The organism is Bacillus sp. EU55 (assembly GCF_038005925.1).
Classification (GTDB): Bacteria; Bacillota; Bacilli; order Bacillales; family Bacillaceae; genus Bacillus; species Bacillus velezensis.
Genome location: NZ_JBBOUE010000001.1, coordinates 3,978,013 through 4,000,726 on the forward strand (window position 1 = coordinate 3,978,013; position 22,714 = coordinate 4,000,726).

22 protein-coding genes and 1 pseudogene are annotated in these 22,714 nt (G+C 45.7%); 6 read left to right on the plus strand and 17 right to left on the minus strand.

Annotation, left to right across the window (positions count from 1 at the left end):
- Positions 1-98: 98 nt before the first annotated feature.
- Complete coding sequence (locus NYE50_RS20335; RefSeq protein WP_021494752.1) at positions 99-911, plus strand: bifunctional hydroxymethylpyrimidine kinase/phosphomethylpyrimidine kinase; 813 nt, start codon at positions 99-101, stop codon at positions 909-911.
- Between the two features lie 30 nt (positions 912-941).
- Here the strand turns inward: NYE50_RS20335 and NYE50_RS20340 are convergent, their stop codons facing one another.
- From NYE50_RS20340 to NYE50_RS20360, 5 genes are all read right to left on the minus strand, one after another.
- The gene (locus tag NYE50_RS20340; protein WP_042635591.1) at positions 942-1,217 is read right to left on the minus strand and encodes a hypothetical protein; all 276 of its coding nucleotides are present in this window, start codon (positions 1,215-1,217) and stop codon (positions 942-944) included.
- 63 nt (positions 1,218-1,280) lie between these two features.
- Positions 1,281-2,720, minus strand: coding sequence for a sucrose-6-phosphate hydrolase (locus NYE50_RS20345; RefSeq protein WP_159353573.1), 1,440 nt, complete (start codon positions 2,718-2,720; stop codon positions 1,281-1,283).
- Positions 2,717-4,099 carry a sucrose-specific PTS transporter subunit IIBC gene (locus NYE50_RS20350; RefSeq protein ID WP_007614557.1) on the minus strand — a complete coding sequence of 461 codons (1,383 nt, stop codon included), beginning with the start codon at positions 4,097-4,099 and terminating at the stop codon, positions 2,717-2,719. Before NYE50_RS20350 ends, NYE50_RS20345 begins: the two co-directional genes overlap by 4 nt.
- A gap of 219 nt (positions 4,100-4,318) precedes the next feature.
- Positions 4,319-5,149 carry a PRD domain-containing protein gene (locus NYE50_RS20355; RefSeq protein WP_007407705.1) on the minus strand — a complete coding sequence of 277 codons (831 nt, stop codon included), beginning with the start codon at positions 5,147-5,149 and terminating at the stop codon, positions 4,319-4,321.
- A 23-nt stretch (positions 5,150-5,172) separates the two neighbouring features.
- Complete coding sequence (locus NYE50_RS20360) at positions 5,173-5,487, minus strand: hypothetical protein (RefSeq protein WP_003150952.1); 315 nt, start codon at positions 5,485-5,487, stop codon at positions 5,173-5,175.
- Positions 5,488-6,012: 525 nt separating this feature from the next.
- On the opposite strand from NYE50_RS20360, the gene NYE50_RS20365 reads away from it, so the two are divergent.
- Positions 6,013-8,424 carry a S8 family peptidase gene (locus NYE50_RS20365; protein ID WP_172869735.1) on the plus strand — a complete coding sequence of 804 codons (2,412 nt, stop codon included), beginning with the start codon at positions 6,013-6,015 and terminating at the stop codon, positions 8,422-8,424.
- Between the two features lie 41 nt (positions 8,425-8,465).
- Here NYE50_RS20365 and NYE50_RS20370 read toward each other — a convergent pair whose 3' ends face one another.
- From NYE50_RS20370 to NYE50_RS20380, 3 genes are all read right to left on the minus strand, one after another.
- Positions 8,466-9,467 (minus strand): LLM class flavin-dependent oxidoreductase, encoded by a 1,002-nt coding sequence (locus NYE50_RS20370; RefSeq protein WP_172869733.1) that lies wholly within the window; start codon positions 9,465-9,467, stop codon positions 8,466-8,468.
- Between the two features lie 161 nt (positions 9,468-9,628).
- Positions 9,629-10,378, minus strand: coding sequence for an oxygen-insensitive NADPH nitroreductase (gene nfsA / locus NYE50_RS20375; RefSeq protein WP_007407708.1), 750 nt, complete (start codon positions 10,376-10,378; stop codon positions 9,629-9,631).
- A 102-nt stretch (positions 10,379-10,480) separates the two neighbouring features.
- Positions 10,481-11,680 carry an FtsW/RodA/SpoVE family cell cycle protein gene (locus tag NYE50_RS20380; RefSeq protein WP_138093248.1) on the minus strand — a complete coding sequence of 400 codons (1,200 nt, stop codon included), beginning with the start codon at positions 11,678-11,680 and terminating at the stop codon, positions 10,481-10,483.
- 233 nt (positions 11,681-11,913) lie between these two features.
- Between NYE50_RS20380 and NYE50_RS20385 the strand changes: the two genes are divergently transcribed.
- Complete coding sequence (locus tag NYE50_RS20385; RefSeq protein ID WP_039253392.1) at positions 11,914-12,291, plus strand: hypothetical protein; 378 nt, start codon at positions 11,914-11,916, stop codon at positions 12,289-12,291.
- 291 nt (positions 12,292-12,582) lie between these two features.
- On the opposite strand, the gene NYE50_RS20390 is transcribed toward NYE50_RS20385, so the two are convergent.
- A complete protein-coding gene (locus tag NYE50_RS20390; protein WP_159353575.1) occupies positions 12,583-13,053 on the minus strand; it encodes a GNAT family N-acetyltransferase in 471 nt (156 codons plus the stop codon).
- 291 nt (positions 13,054-13,344) lie between these two features.
- Here NYE50_RS20390 and ywcE point away from each other — a divergent pair, with 291 nt between their 5' ends.
- Positions 13,345-13,605, plus strand: a complete 261-nt coding sequence (gene ywcE / locus NYE50_RS20395; RefSeq protein WP_007614574.1) for a spore morphogenesis/germination protein YwcE — start codon at positions 13,345-13,347, stop codon at positions 13,603-13,605.
- Between the two features lie 44 nt (positions 13,606-13,649).
- Here ywcE and qoxD read toward each other — a convergent pair whose 3' ends face one another.
- The 4 genes from qoxD to qoxA are packed head-to-tail and all read right to left on the minus strand — an operon-like array spanning position 13,650 to position 17,591.
- Positions 13,650-14,018, minus strand: coding sequence for a cytochrome aa3 quinol oxidase subunit IV (gene qoxD, locus NYE50_RS20400; protein ID WP_014419185.1), 369 nt, complete (start codon positions 14,016-14,018; stop codon positions 13,650-13,652).
- 1 nt (position 14,019) lies between these two features.
- On the minus strand, positions 14,020-14,634 hold the full coding sequence (qoxC, locus tag NYE50_RS20405; RefSeq protein ID WP_003150930.1) for a cytochrome aa3 quinol oxidase subunit III: 615 nt from the start codon (positions 14,632-14,634) through the stop codon (positions 14,020-14,022).
- A gap of 14 nt (positions 14,635-14,648) precedes the next feature.
- Positions 14,649-16,598, minus strand: a complete 1,950-nt coding sequence (gene qoxB, locus NYE50_RS20410; RefSeq protein WP_014419186.1) for a cytochrome aa3 quinol oxidase subunit I — start codon at positions 16,596-16,598, stop codon at positions 14,649-14,651.
- A 27-nt stretch (positions 16,599-16,625) separates the two neighbouring features.
- Entirely contained in the window at positions 16,626-17,591 is a 966-nt protein-coding gene (gene qoxA / locus NYE50_RS20415; RefSeq protein ID WP_012118744.1) for a cytochrome aa3 quinol oxidase subunit II, read from the minus strand.
- 502 nt (positions 17,592-18,093) lie between these two features.
- Here qoxA and NYE50_RS20420 point away from each other — a divergent pair.
- Positions 18,094-18,339 (plus strand): GlsB/YeaQ/YmgE family stress response membrane protein, encoded by a 246-nt coding sequence (locus NYE50_RS20420; protein WP_003150926.1) that lies wholly within the window; start codon positions 18,094-18,096, stop codon positions 18,337-18,339.
- Between the two features lie 16 nt (positions 18,340-18,355).
- Here NYE50_RS20420 and galT read toward each other — a convergent pair whose 3' ends face one another.
- The 4 genes and pseudogenes from galT to NYE50_RS20440 form a co-directional block, all read right to left on the minus strand.
- Positions 18,356-19,855, minus strand: coding sequence for a UDP-glucose--hexose-1-phosphate uridylyltransferase (gene galT / locus NYE50_RS20425; protein ID WP_159353576.1), 1,500 nt, complete (start codon positions 19,853-19,855; stop codon positions 18,356-18,358).
- Positions 19,845-21,027, minus strand: a pseudogene (locus NYE50_RS20430) (galactokinase). Before NYE50_RS20430 ends, galT begins: the two are co-directional and overlap by 11 nt.
- 51 nt (positions 21,028-21,078) lie before the next feature.
- The gene (locus NYE50_RS20435) at positions 21,079-21,465 is read right to left on the minus strand and encodes a GtrA family protein (protein WP_032863872.1); all 387 of its coding nucleotides are present in this window, start codon (positions 21,463-21,465) and stop codon (positions 21,079-21,081) included.
- Between the two features lie 79 nt (positions 21,466-21,544).
- Positions 21,545-22,168, minus strand: coding sequence for a TetR/AcrR family transcriptional regulator (locus NYE50_RS20440; protein ID WP_014419191.1), 624 nt, complete (start codon positions 22,166-22,168; stop codon positions 21,545-21,547).
- Between the two features lie 335 nt (positions 22,169-22,503).
- Between NYE50_RS20440 and NYE50_RS20445 the strand changes: the two genes are divergently transcribed.
- Positions 22,504-22,665, plus strand: a complete 162-nt coding sequence (locus tag NYE50_RS20445) for an anti-repressor SinI family protein (protein WP_003150917.1) — start codon at positions 22,504-22,506, stop codon at positions 22,663-22,665.
- The last annotated feature ends 49 nt before the right edge of the window (positions 22,666-22,714 follow it).

The window sequence follows — 22,714 nt, forward strand, 5'->3', positions numbered from 1 at the left end:
CCCCGCGGCTGTCAAATCGTTCCTCCAAGCCTTCCGTATTGTGATCGGGAGAAAATCTAACTATAATGAGATATAAAACACTGATGGAGGCCATTGATATGTCAATGCACAAAGCACTTACTATTGCCGGTTCTGATTCCAGCGGCGGCGCGGGAATTCAGGCCGATTTAAAAACATTTCAAGAAAAAAACGTATACGGAATGACGGCTTTGACCGTGATCGTAGCGATGGACCCGGAGAACAGCTGGGATCATCAAGTATTTCCGATCGATGCCGATACGATTCGCGCACAGCTGGCGACGATTGTTGACGGAATCGGCGCAGACGCCATGAAAACGGGAATGCTCCCTACCGTGGAGATCATAGAGCTTGCGGCGAAAACGATTAAAGAAAAACAGCTGAAGAATGTCGTTATCGATCCTGTCATGGTCTGCAAAGGAGCGAACGAAGTGCTGTATCCGGAGCATGCCGAAGCGCTTCGCACCCAATTGGCGCCTCTGGCAACCGTCATCACGCCAAACCTGTTTGAAGCAAGCCAGCTTAGCGGTATGGATGAATTAAAAACGGTGGAAGACATGAAAGAAGCGGCCAAGAAAATTCACGAACTCGGCGCGAAATATGTATTGATTACAGGCGGAGGCAAATTGAAACATGAAAAAGCGATCGACGTGCTGTATGACGGAGAAACCGCGGAAGTATTAGAAAGCGAAATGATTGATACACCTTACACGCACGGAGCCGGATGCACATTCTCCGCCGCCGTGACGGCAGAACTGGCCAAAGGCGCTGAAGTGAAGGAAGCCATCTATGCGGCAAAAGAATTTATCACCGCGGCAATCAAAGAATCCTTCCCGCTGAACCAATACATCGGACCGACTAAACATTCGGCGATGCGTCTTAGCGGAAAATAAAATAAATATCCCCCTCATTACCCGAGGGGATTATTTCATTTTTTTCGCGGATGACCGCAAAAACATCTCAATAGACTGCACAAACAGCGCATATTCCTTCATCTGTTCATATGTATGCATCAGCCGATCACTCCATTCATTGTGCGGCTCAGCTCTCTTGAGCATGCGATTCAGCTGAAGCAATACTTCTTTATATTCTTCCCGCTTATCTTCCACTTGCTCTGCGGCTTTGACAAGTAAACATTTCGGCGTCATCTTCTGATTTTTCAAAACTGAGAAAACAACTCCTTTTATTCCTGGAATCATTGGCTTTCGTTTGAAGAATAGCACAGATGGCATAGGTTTCACATAAGAAAAAAGAACGATTTTCTACAAAAGTGTCCAAATTGAGCCATTTATTTCCGTTTTTCCTGCCGAAGTGACGGTTACGTCATCATTTCCCGGGAAAGGAAAATATCTGGCGCTGAATACCTCTTCTCCATCATTCAAAAACAATTCAATCGAGGATGCATCAAGAAAGAGCTGCACGGAATGCACCTCGCTGATGGCGCAGCTTCTCTTTTCTTTTTCTTCTCCGCTGAAAGCGGTGCGCTCCAGCACAGCCAGCCCCTCTTCCTGATGAAATATAAACCGGGCCGCCCCCCGAATTGAGATTTCAAAACCGGATTCGCAAGTGATGTCCTCCAGCAGCACTTCAGCCCGGGACGCATCTTTCACCGGGAGGCTTACAGACGAGCAATTCAATTGAAGACGGTGCTTTTGTTCATCCGTGCGGCGCGATTTCATTTCCGGAAGCGGACGCTGTATGATTCTGCCGTTGGACAGTGACAGCTGTCTTGGCATTGTTAAGCAGTGAATCCAGTGATACGCATGTGTCGGATGTTTGTCCTCATGCTGATCCGGAACGCCCATCCACGCGAACAGAATTCTCCGTCCCTTATCATCTTCCAGCGTCTGCGCCGCGTAAAAATCAAATCCTCTGTCAAGCTCCGTAAATTCACCGTGCTTAAATTCTGGCGGCTCTGTATGAAACCTGCCGAGGAAATAGCCCGCCTGGTGGCTGTTATGATATTTTATCCCGTCGGCTTCAAGCCCCTGCGGACATACGAGCAGCACGTCGGTTCCGTCAAGGGAAAACAGGTCGGGACATTCCCACATATAGCCGAATGACCCGAGACCGCCGGAGTCCGCCCCCGCAATCGCACCGAGAAACGTCCAATCCGTCAAGTTCTCTGATGTGAACAACACAGCGCTTCCGGTGAGCTTTTCTGTCTGCGCGCCAAGCACCATGTAATACGCTCCGTCTTTCTTCCAAACCTTCGGATCACGGAAATGAGCGGTATAGCCTGCCGGGAGACGCGCGACAACTCCTTTTTTTTCAAATACGATCCCGTCTTCGGATACGGCGAGGCATTGATACGTTTCCCGATTGCCTTCTCCGTCACGGACATTGCCTGTGTACATCAGGCAGAGCCGCCCGTCTTTTTCGATGGCGCTTCCGGAATAACAGCCGTTTTTGTCATACCACTCACCCGGTGCAAGCGCGATTTCTTCCTCTTTCCACTCAACGAAATCCTTCGTCGTCACATGCGCCCAAAATTTCGCGCCGTGCCCCGTATGAAATGGCTGCCATTGAAAAAACAAGTGATATACGCCGTTCCATTGGATCACGCCGTTCGGATCATTTAAAAGCCCGACCGGCGGCATAATATGATAGTTCTGGCGGTATGGATCTGACGCGGCTGTTTCTCCCCGCTTCTTTTTCGCTTCCTCAGCCTGCAGGCGCAGTTCTTGATCCGGTGTCCTCATTTGACGGCCTCCTTTTCTTTAGCTCCCATAATGTAAGCGGCAATAAACGCCGAGACAGAGGCGATGCCCATTCCGATCAGATAGTTTATAAGATTTCCTAAACCGAGCGGAGCCGTGATGGCAATCATCGGAATTCCGGTCAGACCGTAGGCATTGGCGGCGACACCGGTCACCACGACATAGGCTCCTCCCAGCGCTCCGCCGATCATTCCCGCGATAAACGGCTTGCGGTATCTTAGGTTCACACCGAAAATGACTGGTTCGGTTACACCGAGAAAAGCAGAAAATGCGGCCGGCAGAGCGATTTCTTTCATTTTCGCTTTTTTCGTCAGGAAAAATACAGCCAGTCCCGCCGCGCCCTGAGCGACATTCGCCATCGACCAGATAGGAAGGATATAGTTTCTGCCCAAATCAGCGATGAGGCCGGCCTCAATCGCATGAAAGCTGTGATGCACACCGGTAAGCACAATAAGCGGATAAAGACCGCCGAAAAGCAGTCCGGCAACAATGCCCGCATGATCATACACATATGTCAGCGAGACGGTAATGCCTGATCCGATCGCCCTGCCAAGCGGACCGATTGCGATAAAGGTGATAAATCCTGTGACAATCACCGTGACAAAGGGCGTGACCAATAAATCGAATGCGTGAGGCACAATTTTTCTCGTGCCCTTTTCCACTTTGCTCATAATGTAAACGGCTAACAGTACGGGGATGACCGTCCCTTGGTAGCCGAGCAGCGCAATGTCGAAGCCGAAGAGCTGCATAAAATCAGGCGATGCATCCGCAAGCCCCCACGGATTCAAAAGCGCCGGATGGATCATAATCCCCCCGAGCACGGCACCGAGATAGGCATTACCGCCAAATTCCTTCGCCGCGCTGAACCCGATGAATACGGGCAGAAAGATAAACGCCGCGCTTGAAAACATGTCTAAAAGCTTAAACAGCGACGATTGTTCAGACACCCAGTGAAAAGCCTTCATCATGCCGAGCAGCCCCATTAAAAGTCCGCTTGCCACGATAGCCGGAATGATGGGAACGAATATGTTAGACAGTGTCTTCGCAAATCTTGCGGCCGGATTCAGCTTTTTTTTCGCTGCGTCCTGATGTGTCTCACGATCCTCCCGCCCCAAATCGGCTTCTTTTGAAAAAGCGTCATACACTTTATTCACGAGGCCGGTGCCGAATATAATCTGATATTGCCCCGAGCTGCTGAAAGCCCCTTTTACGCCTTCTATTTCTTCAATGCCGGCCTGGCTGATCTTCTGTTCATCTTGAATGACGAGCCTGAGCCGCGTCGCGCAATGTGTCGCGCTGATGATATTTGATTCCCCTCCGATATGTTTGATAAGCTGTTTTGCCGTTTCTTGATAATTCATGATGTATCCCCCTTTCTAAAATCAAAAAAGACCTAAAATTCGCCAACGAAAAAGGTCAGCATAATCCCTTTTTCATGTACGCAAATTTTAGGTCTTGCCTGCATTACCAGTCACAATCCCGCCGGATTCAGTTTTTTTAATGCGCTTTCATTCTATTTCATGATAGCGCTTTCGTCAATATGTTTTCAAAAAAAAAGTCTGTTTCTCGAAACAGACGCGTTATTCCGGGTTTTTTTGCAGACGCTGGACATGCAGCGTGATATAGCCGGCCTCGGATTCCGGCAGTTCCAAATCATATTCAGTTTTTAAAAACGCCGCCAGTTCAAGCGCACACCGATAAGCAAACGGATACTTTTTTTGGATGAAATAAAGCATCTCCTCGTCCATGGAATGGAGTGCTTCATTTGAGTCCAACCGGCTGACCGCATACCGTAAGTGCGTGACGAGGCGCTGATAGGAAATACTGTCTTCATCCACCTTCTGTTCGAAAAAGGATTCGATCTTTTCGATCATTTCTTTGATCATGGTTGTATGCTTCATCGCCGAATACATGCTTTTGGCATCCGCCTTGGCAGTGTGGATATGAAGCGCGATATACCCCGCCTCATCATCAGGCAATGATATACCGAGGGTTTGTTTCACGTGTTCAACCGCCCAGCGGCCGATCTCATATTCTTTTTTATAGAGCGCCTTAATTTCATGAAGCAATCGGTTATGCACCTGAAGGCCGTTTTGAATCCTTTCGATCGCAAAGGATAAATGGTCCGCCAGCGCAATGTGGATGTGATCGCTCAAAGGTGCCGCAAGCTCTCCCTCCGCATGGCTGATGATATCTTCAGCCGCCTCTATATGCTCTTCGGGAAGCGTTTCTAACACTTGTTTGAACTTTTCATTTTCGTCGTGCACGACAAATATTTTTTCAATTTTATGTTTTTGAATCACATCATTTTTTCTCTTTTGAAAAGCGATTCCGGGACCCATTACGATCTTTTCCCGTCCGTCTTCTTTTATTAACGCCGCATTGTTATTTAATACTTTGTCTATTCTCAAGAGGTTCGCTCCCGTTCATATGTTTAGTGGGATTGTACCCTCTTTTTCATATGATGTAAAGGTGCCGGACCCGCGCGCTCCCGTTTCGGCAATTCTTTGCGGACAGGCATCCATCGGTTTTTATCCAGCCTGCCGCGGGCCGATTTCGTTTCATCGGTCAAATCCGCCGATCGGACACGGCTCACAAACGAAAAAGCCCCAGCCGTCCGCTTCGCTTTCTTATGATAAGCCGCTTGGTTTCCGTACACGGCGGCTAATGGATATCTTCCGTTACCCGGCGCCATCCAGTTCATCAGAAAGACCATCCACACCCGTAAAGATACTAGCAAACGTTTCATTGCAAATCATCCCTCCGCTTCTTTTTGACAGACAGCTTGTTCGCAGGCCTGTTTTTCTCTCCGCTTTAACGGAAAAGGCGGCCGATCCTTCTCCGCTAAAAACTAGCGGGTCTAGCAACCCTATGACTCTATGATAGACGCGGCCGGGCGAATTGTTTGTCACAATATGAGTGAAAAAACAAACTAGTTTTCAGAAGTTTTGTTGAAAGCTGATGGAAATGACCTGAAAAATGGAAAAGCCGATAAAAAAAGTTATACACACCTTATCCCTTGGTTAAGCACAGCTTAAACACAGGGTATATCCACATATCCACAAACTCGATCTATATTTTGTATAGGAACACTAGTTCCCAACAATATATATACACAAATTTATTCAGTTATACACAGGATTCTGTGTATAACTCCCTCCTTATTCACAGACCAATTTCCATAAATGAGTCATATGTCACAAGGATTATTTTGAATTTTCAAGAAATATATACTAGATTTCTAATTTAGATAAAGAAAAAGGGGGAAACACGATTGAAAAAAGGAATCATCCGTTATCTGCTTCCGGCTTTTGTCTTATCCTTTACCTTATCCACAAGTTCACAGGCTGCGCCGGCTTCAAAACCGCAAACTCCTGATCTTGAGAAGGCTGAGGTGTTCGGTGACATTGATATGACCACCGGCAAACAAACGACAGTCATTGTGGAGCTGAAGGAAAAGTCACTGGCGGAAGCAAAGGAACTCGGCAAAGCACAGACAAAAAGCAAGCTGAAAAGCGAACGCGCAAAAGTGAAAAAGAAAGCGCTCAAAACCATTAAACACGGAAAAATTAACAGGGAATATGAGCAAGTGTTTTCCGGCTTCTCCATGAAACTCCCGGCAAATGAAATCCCCAAACTGCTGAGTGATCAGGATGTCAAAGCGGTTTATCCGAATGTCACCTATCATACCGATCAGCTCAAAGATAAAGACATCACCCTATCTAAGGATGCCGTGTCTCCGCAGATGGATGACAGCGCGCCTTATATAGGGGCAAATGACGCGTGGAAGCTCGGCTATACGGGTAAAGGGGTCAAGGTTGCCATTATTGACACCGGTGTCGAATATAAACACCCTGACTTAAAGAAAAATTTCGGACAATATAAAGGATACGATTTTGTGGATAACGACTACGATCCTGAAGAAACGCCGTCCGGTGATCCGAGAGGCGCGTCGACTGACCACGGAACCCATGTCGCGGGCACGGTAGCGGCAAACGGAACGATTAAAGGCGTCGCGCCGGATGCTACACTCCTTGCCTATCGTGTGCTCGGTCCGGGCGGAAGCGGAACAACGGAGAACGTCATCGCCGGCATCGAACGCGCCGTACAGGACGGAGCAGATGTCATGAACCTTTCTCTCGGTAATTCTGTGAATAACCCAGACTGGGCGACAAGCACGGCGCTTGACTGGGCGATGTCAGAAGGCATCACGGCCGTTACATCAAACGGAAACAGCGGGCCGAACAATTGGACCGTCGGCTCTCCGGGAACGTCCAGAGAAGCCATCTCCGTCGGAGCGACCCAGCGGCCGCTGAACGAGTACGCCGTCTCCTTCGGTTCCTATTCCTCAGCGAAAGTAATGGGCTACAACAAAGAAGATGACATAAAAGCACTGAATAAAAAAGAAACAGAGCTCATAGAGGCGGGTATCGGCGAGCAAAAGGATTTTGAAGGCAAAGATCTGAAAGGAAAAGTAGCGGTCGTCAAACGGGGCAGCATCGCCTTTGTGGATAAAGCAGACAACGCCAAAAAAGCGGGCGCGATCGGTATGGTTGTGTATAACAATGCCCCGGGAGAAATTGAAGCCAACGTACCGGGCATGTCCGTGCCGACGATTAAGCTTTCATCAGAAGACGGCGAAAAACTCGTCAGCCAATTAAAAGCGGGCGGCACAAAAGCGACTTTCAATTTATCCGTGGCTAAATCGCTCACTGAACAAATGGCAGACTTTTCGTCACGCGGCCCGGTTATGGACACGTGGATGATTAAACCTGACGTCTCCGCTCCCGGCGTAAACATCGTCAGCACCATTCCGACCCATGATCCGGCCGACCCGTACGGCTACGGATCGAAGCAGGGAACGAGCATGGCTTCCCCGCATGTAGCCGGCGCAGCTGCCGTTATCAAGCAGGCCAAACCGAAATGGAGCCCGGAACAAATAAAAGCCGCTCTCATGAACACGGCGGAAACCTTAACGGACGCGGACGGTGACGTATACCCGCATAATGCGCAAGGCGCCGGAAGCATCAGAATCATGAAGGCGATCAAAGCAGACTCCCTTGTCGCCCCGGGAAGTTATTCTTACAGAACGTTTATGAAAGACAAAGGCAATGAAACGAAAAAAGAAACCTTTACGATTGAAAATCAATCGTCCATCAGAAAATCATATCAGCTCGAGTACTCTTTCAACGGCACGGGCATTACCGTTTCGGGCACAGACCGGGTCGTGATCCCCGCTCATCAAACCGGAAAGGTCAATGCGAAAGTAAAGGTCAATGCCAAAAAAGTAAAGGCAGGCACCTATGAGGGAACCGTCACAGTGCGTGAAGGCGGAAAAACAGTCGCAAAAGTGCCGACGCTGCTGATTGTAAAAGAGCCGGACTATCCGCGCGTGACGTCAATCGACGTGCAGGACGGCACAACGCAGGGAACCTACCAAATTGAAACCTATCTTCCGGCGGGAGCCGAAGAGCTCGCCTTCCTTGTATATGACAGCAATCTTGACTTTGTCGGCCAAGCCGGCATCTACAAAAAGCAGGATAAAGGCTATCAATATTTCGACTGGAACGGCAAAGTCAATGGTGACACCGCACTGCCGGCAGGAGAATATTATATGCTGGCCTATGCCGCGAACAAAGGGAAATCAAGCCAGGTGCTGACTGAAAAACCTTTTATCATTGAATAACCGAACAACCCTGCTGGAGCATCAGCAGGGTTTCTTTCTGATCATTCGGCAAAAGCTTCACGAAGCAGCCGGTATGACTGAAGTTTATCTTCAAAGTGATGAGTAATGGTCACAGCCATTACTTCTTCCGTTCCGTATGCTTTACTGAGAGCCAGAATCTGTTCTTTCACCTGCGGCTTCGTTCCGATGATCATTCGATTCCGATTATCGGCAATTCGTCTTTGTTCATACGGTGTATACGTATTTCCGAGGACGGTTTCGTAAGACGGTACGCCGTGAAGCGGAATCCCCTGTTCACCCGCAAGCAGCGTATAATCCATGACGGCCGCGAGTTCCTCCGCTTTCTCCTCCGTGTCCGCGCACAGCACAAACACCGCCACGGCCGTTTTTGGTTCTTTTCCTAATGCGGAAGGTTTAAATCTGCGCTTATATTGTGCTGTCGTGCTTTCTCCGCCTTCTCCATTAATAAAGTGAGCAAACATATAGCCTGCTCCCATTTCTGCGCTCAGAAGCGCGCTTTCCCCCGAAGAACCGAGAAGCCAGACTTCCGGCGCCGTCTTAATAAGGGGTGATGCGGTCAGATTCGGAAAACGGTGATTGTCGTCGGCTGCATCATGCAAATACATCGCCAGCTCACGAAGCTGCTGCGGATATTGATCAGCGTTACGCTTCCCGCCGTCATTCAGCGCCCATGATGCGATCGGCATTCCGCCCGGTGCTCTCCCTAATCCGAGATCGATTCTGCCCGGCGTCAACCCTTCAAGCACGCGGAAATTCTCCGCCACCTTATATGCGCTGTAATGCGGAAGCATGACACCGCCCGAGCCTACACGAATCTCATTCGTTTTCGCCGCAATATGGCTGATCAGCACTTCAGGGCTTGAACCCGCCAACCGCTCTGAAAAATGATGCTCTGACACCCAAAACCTCTTATATCCGAGCTTTTCCGCCTCCTGCGCCAGTCTTACTGTATTCTGCAGCGCGCTTTCCGCGGAACTCCCTTCTGATACAGGAGATTGATCTAATATGCTTAATGAAATCATCACTGTCACCTCATCAACATCGTACCACTGCTAAGCCGTTTTTTCTTTCTGTATGCTTATAAGCATCCCTGATGATAAACATTTATATACCTTGTTCCATTTTGTCGAAATATGTTACACGTGAAACATAAAAACCTCTCCCGGTCAGGAGAGGTTTTTTCTTAATTCTTTTGAAAACCTTTATCTTTTACATATTGATTTAAATAGGTTCTCGGTTTTTGTTTCATGAACTGCAGGATTTGATCAGACCACGTTTCAACCCGCTTGCCGTTTGTCCGTTTATCATAATAAGCGGAAATGGTTTCATCATATTCCTTCATATAACTGCGGAAGTGTTCTTCATTCGTATCGTACGTGTTTTCATGATATACGGCTTGTTTCGGCAGGCGCGGCTTTTGACCGGACGGATGAGCGGGATGACCGACTACCAAGCCGAACAGCGGCAGCACATGGTCAGGTGTACCAAGCACTTCTGTCACCTGATCAAGTTCATTTCGAATGCCTCCGATATAACAAATGCCAAGTCCCATTGATTCCGCGGCAACACTTACGTTTTGTGCGGCAAGTGCGGCATCAATGACGCTGACCATAAACATTTCCGTATTCTCAAGAAGCTCGGTAATGTTTTCGCCTTTTTCCTCAGCAAGTTTTTTATGGCGGTACAAATCAGCGCAGAACACAAACAAGTGCCCGTTATTTTCGACGTAAGGCTGGTTTCCGGCCAGTGCCGCCAGCTTCCGCTTTTTCTCTTTATCGGTTACACCGATGATGGAGTAAGCCTGCACGTAACTGGACGTTGACGCCGCCTGGGCGCTTTTCACTAATGTATCTATCTCTTCTGCTGTCAGAAGCTCGTCAGTAAATGATCGGATCGATCGATGATTAAGTATAGTTTCGATGGTATTGTTCATATAAAAGCCTCCTTCTTTATATATCATATCCGAAAGGGAATCATGTCAAAAGCGAAATGCTCTAAACAAAAAAAGACAGCCCGAAAAACGAGCCGTCTCATATTAAGAATTGAACAAGTAGCTTTTATATTTCGTCAGCTGCACACTTGCGTTATATACGATCCCGAAGCCAATTAGAGTGGATAGCACAGAGCTTCCTCCATAACTAATAAATAATAACGGTATTCCTGTAACAGGCATTATCCCAATGTTCATTCCAATATTTTGAAATGCATGGATAACAATAAGAGCAGTAAAACCTACACAAAAAAATGAACCAAATCTATTAAATGAATACAGTCGTTCAATTAATACTACCAACCTGTAAATTAAGAAGAAAAACATTATAACTACAAATGCACATCCTATAAAGCCAAAAGATTCTCCAATTACTGAAAATATAAAATCAGTGCTACTTTCAGGGACGTATACTTTAAGATTTGAAATACCATTACCTACAATCCCACCTGAACCAATAGCCATAATACCTTGTGTAACCTGCCAAGCATCGTCACTATTTGTCTGAGTTTGACTTGAGTCAGATATCCATGAAGTAACCCTCTTAATTTGATATTCCTGTATACCAAGCGATTTCGCTTGATCTGGAAAGTTAATCATTAATAATAAAACTAGGGATATGAGGACTGCGCCTGTTCCTCCAATTAGAAGAAGTAACTTCCAATTTACCCCAGACATGAATACCATAACAAAAACAATAAACATACATATCCCTGCTGTACCTGCATCTTGTAAAAGAATAAGACCCACTGGAATCGCAGAGACACCCGCTATTTTTAACAGAAGATTAACATCGTCTCTAGTCGATCTAGTTTGTTTAGGGTCAGCTTTTGATATAACAGAAGCAAGCATCATAATTAATCCGATTTTCATAAATTCAGAGGGTTGCAGTGTTCCAATTCCCGGTAAAACAAACCAACTTTTTGCTCCATTTTTGTAAGGGGCAAAGTCATGACCACCTATTTGCTCTGGACTTATTTTCAATATAATAAGTGACAGGATCCCGAAAATAAAAAAATACAAACTCAACTTTTCTAATTGTTCTATATCAAAGTATAACAAACCAATTATAATTAAAAGTCCAATAAAATAGAAGACAGCTTGTTTCAAAGCAAAAGGTTCATTATATTGTTGAAATTGTTGAGAAGCAAATACATTTACAACACTGATGACAAAAAAACTAATATATATAAATATTAAATCTCCTTGGTAAAAGGGACTCTGTTTATTTTTGTGCCTACCCATATTATCCCGCCTCATAAATTCTTTCTTAATTATCTTAGATGACATTTGTTTTTTAGACAACCATATGACGAATAAAAAGAATGTTTGGTTTCACAATAACTAGATCAATCTTTTGAAGTTATATACAATCCTTTCAAATTTTGTTTATTCAAACTTTTTTTTCTATATATATTGACTAATAAATCCATTTTTCTTATAATAACAACTGTTCAAATATTAAAGGAGGTTTTTATATGAAAAAGTACTTAGTTTTAATGTCTGTGGTACTTATGTTATCAATCGGTACAGTAGCACTAGCAAAAGGAAGCGCTTCTTACAGCGGTGATTTTGGAACTTCTGTTACAATGGGCAAATCAGTTTCAGCTAAAAGTAAGGTTTCAGTTAATCATACGCAATCTAAAGTAGGTAATCGTAGTGTTGAAATTTGGCTGCAAAAAAAAGGATGGTTAGGTTTTAGTAACACTAAAAGTAAGATTATCACTGGAAATACTTCTGGTCAAAAATTCTCTTTTTCAGGTTTAAGTAGTGGAACATACAAACTAGAGTTTAACAATCGTAGTAAAGCAAAATCACCACAAATCCATGTTAGTGGATCTATCTCTGGAAACTAATATATGTTAGTAAGAAAGGTCTTAGTTCACGTTACTGTGCTATTTAGCTGTCTCTGCATATCTTTTATAATTATGTATAATATATTAGATGATTTATTGCTTCCTATCTTTCATGGCAATTTAATTTTTTATCTTGCTTGCAGATTTTTACTAGCAATATTTCTTTATTCCGTATTCTTCATTATTATAACTGGAATGAGAGCCAAAAATAAACAAGATGGAAACTAAGACGCTTATCATTTACATGACCTAATAAAAACCAACCAGTTTTAATTCTGGTTGGTTTTTTCATTATAACATTTCCCTATATATCTTCTTAAACATAAACAAGCTGTTCGGGTCCTCTTTATAATGTGCAAACGAATCACAATATTGAAACCCGGCTTTTTCATACAGGCGTCTGGCGGGGAGAAAAGCCTCCATAGAACCGGTTTCTAAGCTGATCCGCTGATAGCCCCGCCGCCTTGCTTCTTCAAGCATATGGCGGAGGATCCGGTTGGCTGCGCCTTTTCTGACATGATGCGGAGAGGTTTTCATTGATTTGATCTCACCGTGCCGGCTGTTTAGCTCCTTTAAGGCACCGCAGCCGAGCAGGATGCCGTTTTCCCTCGCACTCCAAAACGTAACGTCAGGCTGACGCAGCCGGTCCGCATTGAGCGCATGTATACTTTCCGGAGGAGAATACATGGTCATGCTCTTCAGATGATCCTGCAAAAGCGCAATGACATCCGGCGCTGTGACATCTTCTTTCCTTACGTCCACTTCAAACCACCCTTGCTGTGCATGTTTCTTTGACCATAGCAAAGGTTCACAGCCTGCGCCATTCCATTGTCCGGAAATGTGACAGGGTATTTGGCCTTTCCGGTTTCTTGTACCTATCCAAAAATGAGGCAATAGTTGCAATACATTTCTCGAAAAAGCGGTATCAAAAATTGGAAAACATGGTATAATAATTGTAACAAAATGTTCAAAAAACGACCACAAAACAGACACATTTTATTCTCTGTATTTCATTTTGGAAACGCTCCCATAAAATGAAAGGAGACACGTAAGATGGACATGTTTTTTGCTTATTTACTGGTCGCAAGCGCAACACCCCTCTTTATCTGGCTGGATAACAAAAAAGTCGCTCTTTCGGCCATACCGCCAATTATTCTCATGTGGGTTTTCTTCTACTTTTACGCAACCAGCAGCCTATCCCCTCTCGGCCACACACTCATGATCATCCTGTTTGCCGCCAACGTCATCGTTGCCCATATCGCCGCCTTTATCATTTACGGCCTTCCGCGCCTGCGCCGGAGAAGAAGCCAATAAAGGCACAAAAAAACCCTCTTCGCATAAACGAAGAGGGTTTCTTTTTATTCCTGATGTTCGGAATGTTGCTTCGCACCGCCAGGAGGGTTTCCATCCATATGGTCACCGTGATGGTAGTGCGCCGCAAAGATCCAGATGGAACCAAGGATGATAACAATCGCCCCGAAAAATCCGAAGAGCGTGTTTCCGACTTGAATTCCGCCGTTTTCACTTTCTGTCATGTGCATGAACATGAGAAGCTGAAGACCGGCTTGGATAAATGCGAATCCGAAAATGATCCAGAGTTTTGCTGATGGGCTTAATTCCGTATATACCGCAACCCAAAGGGCCAGCAGGGTCAGAATAATAGACAACGCAAAACCTACGATATGCTTCCACGGAAAGTGGCTGTGTTCAGCAGATTTGTTTGCCATATTATAGTCCCCCCAATCCGATGAGATAGACGCCTGTAAAGATGAAGATCCAAACAACGTCTAAGAAGTGCCAGTATAAACTTGAGATAAAGATTTTTGAAGACGTCTGCGGCGTTAATCCGCGTTTCTTCAATTGCAGTAAGATGCCGGCAATCCAGAAGATACCGATCGTTACGTGCGTTCCGTGCGTTCCCAGAAGGACGAAGAATCCAGACCAGAAAGCACTTGTACCGAGAGATGCTCCTTCATGTACATAGTGGATGAACTCGTTAAGCTCACATCCGACAAAGCCCGCGCCGAGAAGAAGCGTAATGATCGTCCAAATGACGACGCCTTTTAAACTTCCGCGACGCATTTCATGAACAGCGATCCCGCAGGTGAAACTGCTGATCAGAAGCAGGAATGTCATGATCATGACAAGCTTCACTTCAAATAATTCAGCCGGTAAGACTCCTCCTGCTGTTCTTCTTTGAAGAACGAAGAAGGTTGCAAATAGTGTTGAGAACAACACAATCTCTGCCCCTAAAAAGATCCAAAACCCGAGAATATTGAGTCTGCCGGTTTCAGATTGATATTCCATAGGCGCGTTAGAATTGCCGTGTTCTGCATGTTCCATAAATCACGCCTCCTTTATTCGGAAATCTTTCTTTCCGTCTCTTTTATTTCTTCAACAGGTATATAGTAGCCATTGTCATATTCAAATGAACGAAGCACCATGCAAAGCAGAATGCCGATCAAGCCGACAATGCCCATCCAGAACCATTCAAATACAAGTCCGAAGCCTGCAATACCGAACGCCACTGACATAATAAGCGGTCTTCCGGAGTTGTGCGGCATATGGATTTTCTTGAACTTGCTTTCCGGATGAATATCCGTTTTGTCTTCTTTCAATTGCAGGTACGCATCTTGAGATTTCACTTCAGGAAGCACCGCAAAGTTGTAATGCGGCGGAATCGCAGATGAAGTCGCCCACTCAAGCGTACGTCCCACGCCCCATGAATCTCCGCTGATCTCGCGAGTAGAGTAGCGGAAGCTGTAGTAGATGTTGTAGCAAAGGATTAAGAATCCGACACCCATCATGAAGGCTCCGACAGTTGAAATAAAGTTCAATGCAGTCCATCCGTCATTCGGTCCGTAAGTGTAAATACGGCGAGGCATACCTTGCAGCCCCAAGAAGTATTGAGGGAAGAAACATACATTAAATCCGATCATAAAGATCCAGAAGAACCATTTTCCGATTCTTTCGTTCAGCTTGTGGCCGAACATTTTCGGATACCAGAAAATAAATCCTGCGAAACATGCAAATACCGTACCCGCGATCAGCACATAGTGGAAGTGAGATACGAGGAAGTACGTATTATGGTATTGATAATCCGCTGCAGCCATCGCAAGCATAACCCCTGTTACCCCGCCGATAACGAAGTTCGGGATGAACGCAAGCGCCCACAGCATCGGTGTTGTAAAACTGATTCGGCCTTTATACATCGTAAAGAGCCAGTTAAAGATTTTAACCCCGGTCGGAACCGAAATCGCCATCGTTGTAATCGAGAAGAAAGAGTTAACAGACGCACTGTTCCCCATTGTGAAGAAGTGGTGAGTCCATACAAGGAAACTCAGGACGGAAATGGCGATAATTGAGCCGACCATCGCTTTGTAACCGAATAACTGCTTTCTTGCAAACGCTGAAATAATTTCAGAGAAAATACCGAATGCCGGTAAGATAACGATATATACTTCAGGGTGTCCCCAAATCCAGAACAAGTTAGCCCAAAGCATCGGCATACCGCCGGCTTCCAGCGTGAAAAAGTGAGCGCCGAACAAACGGTCAAATGATAACAGCGCCAATGCCACTGTCAAAACAGGGAAGGCGAATACGATAATAACCATTGTAATCAGCGTCGTCCATGTGAACATCGGCATACGCATCAGCGTCATGCCTTTCGTACGCATTTTCAGGATCGTCACCATAAAGTTGATACCCGTCATCAGCGTACCGATACCGGCAATCTGAAGACCGAGCAGGTAGAAGTTCTCACCAGGCCCGGGACTCATGTCGTTGCTTGCCAGCGGCATGTAACTCGTCCAGCCTGCGTTCGGAGAACCTCCGATAACGAAAGAAATATTGAAAAGCATCGCACCTACGAAGAACGTCCAGAAACTCAGGTTGTTCAAGTAAGGGAATGCTACGTCGCGCGCACCGATCTGCAAAGGTACGACAACGTTGATCAGACCGATTAAAAACGGCATCGCCATGAAGATAATCATGATCGTACCGTGAGTCGTAAAGATCTCATTATAGTGGTTTGAGTCTAAAAAACTGTTATTAGGAAGCGCTAACTGGGCGCGCATCATCAAGCCGTCGACCCCGCCGCGGAACAGCATGATAACAGCAGAGATAATGTACATGATTCCAAGTTTCTTATGGTCTACAGACGTCAGCCATTCAGACCAGAGCCACTTCCACTTTTTGAAGTATGTGAGTACAACGATGATAGCGATAGTGGAAAGCGCAATGGAAACTTGTGCGCCCAGAATTAATGGGTCACCTGTTACAAAAAATTCATCCCATCTCAATTTCATTCGGGCTTCCTCCTTTCTTGTTCAATTTCAATCTTGTTTATCGTCGGATACTTTAAATTCGTTTTTCTTTACATTTTCCCACGGATCTGTTTTAGAGTGCGGTGATACGGCTTTGTAGCCAAGGCGTTTGCGCGCCTCCATCGCATATTCGGCATCTTGGCCGTGGTCAACGTATTTTAAGTGTGTAGAAGAGAACGTTAATTTTCCGACATTCTCCGGAAGCATCAGTTCGTCATACTTCTCTTTCGTCAGCTTTGGAGAATCGCTTTGGGCTTTTTTCACCCAGCTGTTAAAGTCTTTTTGCGTAACAGCTTTTACGTTGAATTTCTGGTCGGCAAAGTGTTCGCCGGTGAAGTTCGCGTTGCGGCCTTCATATGTTCCCACTTTGTCAGCCTGTAAGTATTGATCCATCAGCATTCCCGCCATCGCGTATTTTTGTCCCCCAAGCTGAGGAATCCATAGCGATGCCATTGAATCGGCTGAAGAAATTTTAAATAAAACCGGACGGTCTACAGGAATGTTCAGGTAGTTAACCGTCTCAATATCCTGCTCTGGGTAGCTGAATACCCATTTCCAGTCTACCGAAGTAGCATAAACAACAAGAGGCTCTTTATCCTTTGTCGCTTCAGGCGCTTTTTCTAACGAATATATCGTCTGTACGGTAGGCACAGAAAGTGCAATAACAATTAAAATTGGGATCACTGTCCAGACTACTTCTAAGAACGTGTTGCCGTGCATCTCGGGCTTGTAATTTCCGCTGTCTTTGCCTTTGCGGTCGCGGTATTTTACTAAAATGATTGTAAATAGTACGAATACGACGCCGACAATGAACAGCATAAATCCGATTGACAAGAGAATCAGATCTTTCTGCTGGTCTGCAACAGGTCCTTTCGGATCTAAAACGGAAATGTCGCTGCATCCGCCCAGTACGAAAACAACAGCCAACATCGCTAATAAAAGTAACGGTTTAAATGCTCTGAACAAGAAGATCACCATCCTTCCTATTGATGTAGTGAATCTGAAATGTACTTTCTCAAAATCTTTTCTCTATCTACCTTGTTATGCTATCAAAATCTGCCCTTATTAGCTTTATTTTTTTCTAAAGTTCATCTTTTTTTCGACCTAATGTCACAAAATCGTCAAAAAATGCATGAACTTTTTCCACTTGCGCAAATCAAACATAAAAAGTTTTAGATCATTTAGCATATATAGAGAAAAAAGATAGTGAGAACGAATAATACCAAATAAAGGTTTACCATAATAAAAAACGCTGGTCAACAAAAAAATTCATTTTGTTAAACATTCTACAAAAGAAATATTTTTTCCTTTGCTCACACCTTTTCACACGGTTTCCATTTTAACGCAACGCATTGTGAAAAAAAAGACCGGAACGCGCCTTGATATGTTCATTATAAAAAACGAATTCATATGTTTAATATGGACAAAACGAAGGAAACATATAGGCATAAATAATAAAAAATAGGAAGTGATATTTATGGGTTTTATCGTATCTCTGATTGTCGCTATTATTATCGGCTGGATCGGAAGTTTATTTGTAAAAGGCAGTATGCCCGGGGGAATCATCGGGTCAATGATCGCCGGTCTGATCGGCGCATGGATCGGGCACGGACTGCTCGGCACATGGGGTCCTCACCTTGCCGGCTTTGCCATCATTCCGGCAATCATCGGAGCTGCGATCGTGGTATTCTTATTCAGCCTGATCGCCAGAAGCAGAGGATAAAAAAAAGCCTCGTCCCTTATGGGATGGGGCTTTTTTCCGGTAGAGCGCCCAAATGGCGGATAAACCGCCGGAAAGCCGCTCTGCCTTCTTCTGTCTGTTTAAAGACGCCGGCATGCTCCAGTATCCGCGCAAAGGCATGGCCGATTTCCTCTTTCAGAATCTGTTCCGCGTTTTCTTTCGTTATCTTCCGCTTATGCAGCACACTGAGCGCCCAATCTTTATGCTTTGCTGCAGAAGGGTCTGCCGTTAAGGCCGCTTCCGGGTCCGGTGAGCACAGCGCTTCAGCCGTGTATTTCATTTCTTGTTCAAGGCGGCCCGGCAGAATCGCAAGCCCCATTACCTCAATCAGTCCGATATTTTCTTTTTTCAGGTGATGAACTTCCTGATGGGGATGAAAAATTCCCAGCGGATGCTCATCAGAGGTGCGGTTATTTCTGAGGACGAGATCTAATTCGAATAAACCGTTTCTCCGCCGGGCAATCGGCGTAATTGTATTGTGCGGTGTTTCTCCTGAAAAGGCGAGGAGATCAGCCGCCTCATCGGAATAACCGCGCCACGCCCGCAGGATGGCATCCGCCGCGCCGGAAAGCTCAGACGCGCTCCCGCTTTGCAGGCGGATGACCGACATCGGCCACTTCACAATTCCCAACATCGTTTTCGGATAGTCAGGCAGCCTGTACCGGCTTTCTGTCTCCGCCCGCGCCATCGGGAATTCATAATTGCCCCCCTGAAAATGGTCGTGGCTTAAAATACTGCCGCCGACAATCGGCAAGTCAGCATTGGAACCGAGAAAATAATGAGGATACTGGCTGACGAACGACAGCAGCCGGTCAAACGTTTTTTTGCTGATCTTCATCGGTTCGTGCCGGTCTTTCAAAACGATGCAATGCTCCCGGTAATACACATACGGAGAAAATTGCAGAAACCACTGCTCATCGCCAAGAATTACCGGAATGACACGAAGGTTTTGACGCGCCGGGTGATCCGGTCTCCCCTCGTACCCGACATTTTCTTTACAAAGAACACATCTCGGATAATCGGATTGAGGCTGCTCTTTGGCAGCGGCAATTGCTTTCGGATCTTTTTCCGGTTTTGAAAGATTGATCGTGATGTCCAGCTTTCCGTAAGCCGTCTCAGCCGTCCACCCGACATTCCGCTGTATTCTGTCCGAACGGATATAATACATATCCTCTGAAAATCGGTAAAACGCCTTTGTCGCCTGCTCCGGCCCGTGCACCGCCTTTGTTTCTTCAAAACGACGGACAATCTCGGACGGCTGCGGGGCAAAGCAGCCCATGATCTTCGCGCTCAGCAGGTCGCGATAGGTGTCTGTATCGGCTGCAATCCGGCCCGTTTCTGCCGCCGATTCATTTTCTTTCTGTTCTGAAACCTCCGGATGGGTGATATGCAAAGCTTCATATAAACGGTTTCTTGTATATTCAATATCAAGATAGGAAATCAGCTCTTTTTGCAATCCGTACTGGATTAAACGTTCCACGTGCCGCTCAATTGCCATCGTCATCCCCCTTTAGTTCTCTCGCTCCGGCTCCGACATCCGCCGTGTAAAAGTCAGCTTTTCTCCCTGTCTTCTCCTCATAGCGGGCCCCTGCCGTTTCAATAAAATCCGAAACCGCATCGTCCTTGACGATACTGACCGTACAGCCGCCGAAACCGGCTCCCGTCATCCTTGATCCGATCACCCCGCCGTGGCGCCAGGCCGCTTCAGCCAGTGTATCCAGCTCATGACTCGTCACTTCGTAGTCATCGCGTAAAGAGAGATGCGAATCCCTCATTAATTCACCGATATGATGAAGCTGATTGTTACTGAACATGTCGGCGGCCTCTATTGTGCGGTGATTTTCATAGACGGCGTGTTTCGCCCGGCGTCTGTTCACTTCATTCTGAATCAGCTCCGCATGGGCGTCAAAAGCGGAAGGGGCCAGCTCTCCCAGTGATTGAACGGAAATATGCTTCTGAAGATCACAAAGCGCCTCCCCGCACTCCTTGAGCCTCGTATTATAGCCTGAGTCTGCAAGCGTTCGTTTTTTATTGGTATTTGCAATAACGATCGACAGTCCCGACAGCCCGAGTTTTGTATATTCAAAGCTGAGCGTCCCGCAATTCAGCAGAATCGCATGATGTTTCTTTCCCATTCCGATGGCGAATTGATCCATTATTCCGCAGCTGACGCCGATAAAGGAATTTTCCGCCGTCTGAGCGAGCTTCACCAAGTCGAGCATATCCGCCTCAAGCTCATAGCATTCCTTGAGAATGACCGCCGTGACAAGTTCAATGGAAGCCGAAGATGACAGCCCCGCGCCGTTCGGGATGTTTCCCCAGAACACAATATCGAAGCCGTGCGGAAGGGAAAAACCGCTGCCGAGACATTCCGCCATGACCCCTTTCGGATAGTTGGCACCCGTCCTCTTTTTGATAGCGGATATCATCGAGACTGCATTCCTTTATGCCCGCTTCCTTAAAATGATGAGAGTACATTCTGACGAGCCTGTCCCCTCTCTCCCGGACAGCTGCATATGTACCGATCGTCAGCGCGCACGGAAAGACGTGGCCCCCGTTATAATCCGTATGCTCTCCGATGAGATTCACTCTGCCGGGCGCAAAGAAAATGCGCAGGTCCTCCGATTCCCCGAATACATCAGCAAACGCTTTCTTTATTTTGTGCTTCATACGCATCCCCTTTCACCATTACACTTTCCCCCGGGGCGCGGAAAGAAACCGTTATGACACGCCCTCTTCTTTTGCTTTTCTGAAGACAATCCACTTGCTGGCCGCATAGTTGACGACTACGATAATGACGTTATCGGCGATTTTCGCCAACGTTTCGTTCATATAAAATTGACTGACCAGAAGAATCATCATGGCGAGATCGATGGCGAGAGACAATACCCGCACGCTGAAAAAGGCCGTCAATTCTTTCATCAGACTCCGCATCCCCGCGGTCTTTTGCTGAAATACATACAGTTTATTCGTGACATATGCAAATAGAACGGACAGAACCCAAGCAGCGACAGTCGCCGCCTTGTAATCCATCTCAAATGCCGACGTCAGAATGTAAAAACTGACGATATTCACGATGGTCGTGAATATCCCCATAATGATATACATCATAATTTCTCTGTAACGCATGGCAGTTCCTCGCTTTCTGAAAGACTTTTCTAAACCTTTTGTCAAATCAAGAAGAACGTTACCCTGATTTTCTGCCGCTGACAAAAACATAGAGCGCGTCAAACATGCTGCGGAAAGTAACCGGCCTTCCCAGCACATTGGATTGCTTAATCATCCCGTCGATGAGCGCGCACATCATTTTAGCGGTATGCTCGGTATCTATATGGTCTTCTATTAAATTTCTCGATTTGAGCCAATTTATGTACATGGTGCTTTCTTCTATCCATAACTTATAAAGACGGATATAAGCTTCATATTCACTGACGACTTTGTAAGTAGGCATATGAACGGCAAAAGACACAACATTCCAGGCAGGCTTGCTGTTTACAAACCGCATCAACAGGCTGGCCGCGCTTGCCGCAGCTTCACAAAGCGTCAACGGCCGCGCTGTTTGCTTTTCTAATTCGTCGAGATAGCCGGTGATGATCCTTTTTTTAATCTGACGCCTGTCTAATAAATGCTTCAGAAAATCTTCCTTGCTTTCAAAATGAACGTAAAACGCGCCTTTGCTGAAACCCGCCGCTTTACTGATGTCATCGATTGAGACTGAATCGTAAGCTCTTTCAATCAGGAGATGAAGGCCTGCGTCAATAAAACTTTCAAATGTTTCTTCTCTCTTAATTTGAAATTTGTTTTTTTTCATTTTTTACCCCAGCTGTTTGATCATTCACTTTATCTTACACCGAATCATTCTTTTGCGGTATTTTTTATGCAAAAAGAATATGCTAGTCGACGCTTTGAGGGTAAATGTTAATAGGTCATATGATTTATTTTTATTTGCATACTATCCAGTCAGTATTTATTTGTTTATTATTATACGTAAGAATTCTTGAAGGATTTTGGTTATTTCAGTCATTTTCTTAGGGAATAGGTAGGTGAATTCATCTTCAATTTGGGATTACCGGCCAACTATGTGTGATATTTGTTATACATTGGCTGCTGTAGCTGGGCAAATCAATTTTTCAATTGGAGGTTCTTATGAAAACTCATGTAATGAAAGATATAGATCAAGATTGGCAATTGTTAATTCAAGAGGCTAGAATCATGGGTTTGCACATTGACGATGTGAGGCGCTTCTTAAATACTGAAAAAGCGGTGAAGAAAAAAACACCAATGAAAAACACCATCCGCCAGCGGTAAGATTACAGGCGGATCCTTTTACTATATGACCTGCCACAGTCCGCCCGCA